General features: G+C 54.1%; 3 protein-coding genes. All 3 read left to right on the top strand.

Annotated elements, in window-relative coordinates; translation table 11 throughout:
- The coding region (locus HOJ95_16085) for a pantoate--beta-alanine ligase (protein ID MBT6396217.1) at nucleotides 1-377 on the top strand (377 nt) is incomplete at its 5' end.
- Nucleotides 378-397: 20 nt separating this feature from the next.
- Entirely contained in the window at nucleotides 398-3052 is a 2655-nt protein-coding gene (locus HOJ95_16090; GenBank protein MBT6396218.1) for a tetratricopeptide repeat protein, read from the top strand.
- Nucleotides 3053-3058: 6 nt separating this feature from the next.
- The coding region (locus HOJ95_16095) for a tetratricopeptide repeat protein (GenBank protein ID MBT6396219.1) at nucleotides 3059-5109 on the top strand (2051 nt) is incomplete at its 3' end.

Genomic DNA, 5109 nt, shown 5'->3' on the forward strand with positions numbered 1-5109 from the left:
TGATACGTCATATGTCCGAGGATTTGGATTTTGGGGTCAATGTGATCGCCTGTCCAATAGTACGGGAAAAAGACGGGCTGGCGATGAGCAGTAGAAATGTGAACCTTAGTGGAGGCGAAAGGGAGCGGGCGCTCTGTCTCATCAAAGGATTGAGGCGAGCCAAGCAACTTTTCTTGGATGGAGAAAAGGAATCCGCCCGCCTCTGCGCTGTTGTGCGCGAGGAGCTAGAAAAGGCACATGCCCAAGTTGATTATGTGGAGATTATAGCCTCGGACACTTTGGAGCCACTTGAGTCTGCCAATAAGTTCGCCCGCATTGCGGTGGCCGCGAATATTGGGTCGATTCGTCTCATCGATAATTTGGCGCTGGGTGATTGATTATGGTTTTTAGGGGAATCATGAAATTGCGCTGCAAATACTTTGTGATATGCCTCCTGTGGCTTTTGTTGGCAGCGCCTTTCCTTGAGCCCGCAGCCAATGCCCAGGGGCGCGATAAACCCGATGACATACTTCTTTTTGGCCTCAAAGCCTACCAGGATGGTTTCTACGATCCGGCGGCCGATTCGTTGGCGCGTTATCTTCGATTTAAACCCGATGGACCCAAGGCAGCGAACGTCAGGTATTATCTTGCCGAGGCCTTGCGCCTCAGCGAAAGATATAAGGATGCGCGCCTGGCTCACATCGATTTTCTTGCTCGGCATCCCGGAGATAGCCGTGCGGACAAGATACGTTTTCATCTGGCCGAGCTTTATGAAAAGGCTGGCAAATTGGCTAATGCTGCCGAGGAATATAGCAAGGTCTCAAAGGGTCCTTTTCGGGCGGAGTCGGCCTACCGAGAGGCCTTGTTGAGACTTAAAGAGAAGAGTTGGGATAAGGCCACGGCGGCGCTGGGCGAATTCATCGAACTCGCGCCCCGGGACCCCCGTGTGAAATCCGCTGTCTATGAGCGTGCTCGTTCGCTGGATCGTCTATCGAGGTTGGATGAGGCGGTAAAAGCCTACATTAATTCGCTCAATCGATTCCCCAAATACAAGAATGCCCCGGCTATCCGCCGCCGGTTGGGGCTTATCCAGTTCAAATTAGGGAAATATGAAGATGCCGTTTCCACCTTAAATAATGCGTCGAGGCGGAGCCGCAAAGAGGCGGCAAATCCTGATGTTCGTCTCACGATAGCGGCGAGTCTCTATGGGCAAAAAAAATACAAAGCTGCCGCCAGGGCATATGAAAAGGCCTTGTCCCTTAAGGTTACTGCCGAGCAGCGCCGAATTGGGGAGCGAGGCGCCGCCGAATCTTGGTGGAGCGCGAAGAATTATGAGCGTGCCGCTAGTGTCTACCGGAGGTTGATTAAAGAAAAATGGGGCGGCGCCGGTGCCCTTGGAAGGTTTGTGGAGAGCGTGAATCGCTCTGGCGCTTGCGGAGAAAAAAACCGGGAGGCGCTCCATTTCGCGAGCGGTGTGCTGAGGCGTGGGGGGAAACTCTCCCCGGTCGAGCGTTTGGTGTACGCGAACTGCCTTGAGGCCGCTGGGATGATAGAGACGGCGCTCACTCAGTTTGAAGAGGTTGCGAAATCATCTGGAAAGTTGTCACGCGGCGCCGTTGCAGGACTCCGGGTGGCCAGCATTTTAGAGGAAATGGGTCGTCCCACCGAGGCGGCGGTTCGATACCAAAAATTACTTGCCCGTATCGATGACTTTGATAAGAATTCAAACGTGGCGCTCAGGAGCGATCTTTATCAGGGGGCGCTACGGGGCGCGGATATTTTCTTCAGGCAAGGAAATTGCCCCTCCGCACTTAAGCTCATCAAGGCCGTTCCCCGCAAATTGGTGCCAGACAAAGGCCGCGGCGAGGTGGCATCCCTTCAGGCCGAGTGCGCTTTTTTGGCGAAAAGGTATGAGGAGGCCGAACTTTATTTCGGAAAAGTTCTTGTTCTCGGCAGGCGGCCAGATCTGGCTGCGCGCGCCCGAGTTCGGCTTGCAGCTATTTCGGAGGCACGCGGCAATAAGGCGGAGTCGCTTCAACGGCTCAAAGAGGCGATCCCGATTTTGCCTGAGGAAATTCAAAGGGAGGCGCGCCTCAATGTCGGTCGCCTTCTTCGGGAGATGGGTGAAATCGATGAGAGCCGTAAAACGCTTATTGTAATTGCGCGGGATAAAAAAGCTGATGCCACCATGAGGAAAAAAATTTGGCTGCTCCTTGCGCGTGATGCGGCGCGGGCTGGTGCATGGAATGAGGCTGATAAGGCGCTTGGGAATTGGATGGCGCTTTCTCCCTCCGAACCGGGGGAGGGACTCGCTCTTTGGTCTACAGCCCTATTTCAGACAGGTGAATGTCCCCGGGCTATTCAAGTCGCCAGGCGCGCACTAGACTTAGCCACCGATCAGGGTTCTCGGATTTCTTTGTTGCGGACGATAGCCTCGTGTTTGCTTAAAGAGGAGGCATACGTGGAGGCGGTGAAATCTCTTGAAAAAATAAGGGAACTGATTCCTCAGGATGCCGAAGTCGCGTATCAGTTGGCGGCGGTTCTGGAGCGCGGCGGCAATCTTGAGAAAGCGGCCGAGGCCTATGAGTCGTTTCTCGCTGATTTTCCGTCCCATGAGCATGCGCCCGGGGCGGCGCTTCGTCTTGGTTTCCTTATGGAAGGTGAGAATAATCGAAAAGCGGCGCTCCTTGCCTATCGAATTGCCTTGGGCTCGCCCCAACCCTCGATATCAGAGCCCGCTCGTTTTCAACTCGCACTTGATGCAGAAAGGCGAGGGGCGCTAGATGAGGCTCTTGCCTCCTACGAGAAGCTGGCTTCACAGGACTTGTCTCAATCGAAGTGGCGCAGAACAGCGGCATGGCGTGCGGCAGGTTTGTATGAGCGAAGGGGTGGATGGCGTGTGGCGCTGAAGATTTATTCGCGTATCTCTAAACTTTCCACAAGTGTGGCCGGGGGGGGAGTGGCTAGAGAGGCACGGCAAGCGGCGGCTCGTGTTCAAAAGCTTGAGGCTTATCTGGCGTCGGTATCCCGGCGCGAGGAAAAATTGAAGAAGCGGGTGCCTCTTTTCAGGTAGACAAAGATGCGTATTCGGTCGATGACTCTCAGGTTGTTTGGTCGATTCAGGGTTGCCCTGCAGGGCGTCGTTATTTTTGCGCTTTTTTTTGTGCTCTTGCCTGTTTGGGCAAGCGTGGTGCAAGCCGCCACCGGCGAGCGGCAACTCTCGCTCTCGCTACCCGAGATTGTTGTCGAGTCTCCTGACATTGGAAGAATTGTAGCGCAACGCGTTCGCCCAATCCCTCCACTTCAACTCGGAGTCCGAATTCCGAGAATTTTCCCGCACATTGAAATGCCGCGCATTAATCCGCTTTCGAGGCCCTTTCCTCTGGAACGTAAACCTGATCTCGCATTAACGGATGTTGGGAGCAGCTTTTCACGTTTCTTTGGTGATGAAGATAAAATTTTCGAAAGTGGCCTTGCCTATTTGAAGAAAAACTCCCCAGTGGAGGCGCTTTCATTTTTCAAGCAATCCATGGAATCCACGGATTCTGCTCGCCTCAAGGCGGCGGCTCAGTATTGGGCGGCCGAGTCGCTCATTAGGCTTGGGCGTTTTGGAGAGGCCCGAAATATGCGCCTAGCTCTGTTGACAGCAGGTGCCGGGGCCGCCGAATCGTATCGTTATGCCGCTCGCTATGCCCTCGCTGCGAGAGACTGCCGCGAGGGTGCGCTTAATGAGTGTTTGAAGTGGCTCGTGGATGGAAGCTGGAAGGCTGGTGATTTTGCCTATGAGGAAGCTCGTTTTTTGGAAGCCTGGGTTTCTATACGCAAATCTGAGCAGGGAAAAGCGCTGGATATTTTGTCGAAATTGTTGTCGGGCGGGAGGAGGAATTCTCCTCGGGTGCAAGTGTCGGCGGGACATCTTTACTTTGCGGCGGGTGAATATGAAAAGGCGCGAAATGTTTATTCTAATTTTGAACCCATCCGCGCTCCGAATAAAAAGGGTGCTGGGGTGGAGGGTGAGGCCCTTAACGGCTTGGGTTGGTCGCATTTGTTCCTGGGTAAAACAAAAAAGGCTGGCCTCGTTTTCGCTCAATTTCTAAAGCGCCACCCCAATCACCCACAAGTTTTTTCCGCAAAAGTAGGGCGTTTGGCTGTGCGTATCGAAGGAGGAGGCGAAAAGGCCCGTCGCGCACTTAATAAATTCATCAAGAAATATTCCACCAGCGAGCACATCGGGCCGCTTCAATTACAGATGGCCTGGGCGCTGTTCAAAAAACGCAAATTCAACCTTGCCCAAAAGCTGGCCGCATCCGTCAGCGATAAACATGCGTTAGGCCAAATTTATCGCCTTGGGCGTATTATTGAGGGATTGAGTCTATATCACCTGGATAAGATTCGGGCGGCATATGGCGTTCTTCGCACCGGAGCGGAGAGTCCCCCCATTGGAGGACCTGCGCATCTTGCCGAGAGTCAGGCGGCGCGATCGGCGGCCATGGCCACGGCTTTTGCCGCATTCCGACTCAAGGATTTTGAGGGCGCCCAGACGGTTTTACGGCATTGGGCATTCCATGCATCTGCTGTCTCGGATGGTAGGGCAGATTCTGAGGCGGCCTTGTGGTACGGCGAGGCAGCCTTTGAGGCTGGAAACCTTAAGCAGGCTCGGCAGGCTTTTGGGAGGGTCACAAAAAATGAGGGGCAATGGTATCGCGCCCAGGCAGGATTGGCATGGATTCATTACAGGAAACTTGAATGGCGGCAGGCGGCAGCCCTTTTTGATCGGGTGTTTGCCGCAAAGCCCCTTGGTCCGCTGGCGGCAGAGGCCCTCGCACGGGCGGGGGAGGCGAGGTTTAACCTTGGCGACTACGTCGGGGCGCTTAAGGCATTTGAACTCGTCGAGAAGGAATTCGCAGGCGGTGCCGTTGCTGGGGAGGCTTTGCTTGAAAAGGGAAAGCTTCTCTTTCGCCGAAATCGGCTTGTCGAGGCGGGCGAGTCTTTTGATCAGTATCTGAAGAAATATCCCAAAAACGATTCGATACCCATCGTAAAGTTTTGGAGTGCCCTGGTGCTGTTTCGGAAGGGGAACTATCGCATGGCACGAGAACTGTTGCTCTTCTTCATCCAGAAAAATCCCAA

This window comes from Nitrospinaceae bacterium, from assembly GCA_018669005.1.
Taxonomy (GTDB): Bacteria; UBA8248; UBA8248; order UBA8248; family UBA8248; genus UBA8248.